1 pseudogene is annotated in these 533 nt (G+C 66.2%); it reads right to left on the bottom strand.

The annotated features are described in order from the left end of the window. Positions 1-533 (bottom strand): annotated as a pseudogene (locus tag J7396_RS22110) (type VI secretion system ATPase TssH); the annotation flags it as partial.

Here is a 533-nt window from a genome sequence, read left to right as displayed (position 1 = left end):
CGCTCCTCCACCACGATGCCAATCGCACGCTCGCGCTCGATGATGGCGTGCTCGGTCTCCAGCGATTCGATGCGGCGGCGACTGTCGTCCACTTCCGCAGGCGTAGCGTGCAGGCTCACCGCCACGCGCGCGCAGGCGGTGTCGAGCAGGCTCACCGATTTGTCCGGCAGCTGCCGCGCTGGGATGTAGCGGTGACTGAGCTTGACTGCCGCTTCCAGCGCTTCGTCCAGGATCTGCACACGGTGGTGCTGTTCCATCATCGAAGCGACGCCGCGCATCATGCGCACCGCCTTGGCCTCGTCCGGCTCGTCCACCTGCACGGCCTGGAAGCGCCGCGTCAATGCCGGATCCTTTTCGATGTACTTCTTGTACTCGGCAAACGTGGTCGCCCCCACGGTGCGCAAGGTGCCACGCGCCAGTGCGGGCTTGAGCAGGTTGGCCGCATCGCCGGTACCGGCCGCGCCACCGGCGCCGACCAGGGTGTGGGTTTCGTCGACAAACAAAATGATCGGCTTGGGGCTGGCCTGCACTTC

Origin of the sequence: Xanthomonas sp. A1809 (assembly GCF_017746015.1) — a bacterium.
Taxonomy (GTDB): Bacteria; Pseudomonadota; Gammaproteobacteria; order Xanthomonadales; family Xanthomonadaceae; genus Xanthomonas; species Xanthomonas euvesicatoria.
The sequence above is the reverse complement of the archived record's forward strand: the minus strand, read 5'-3'. Positions and strand labels throughout refer to the sequence as shown.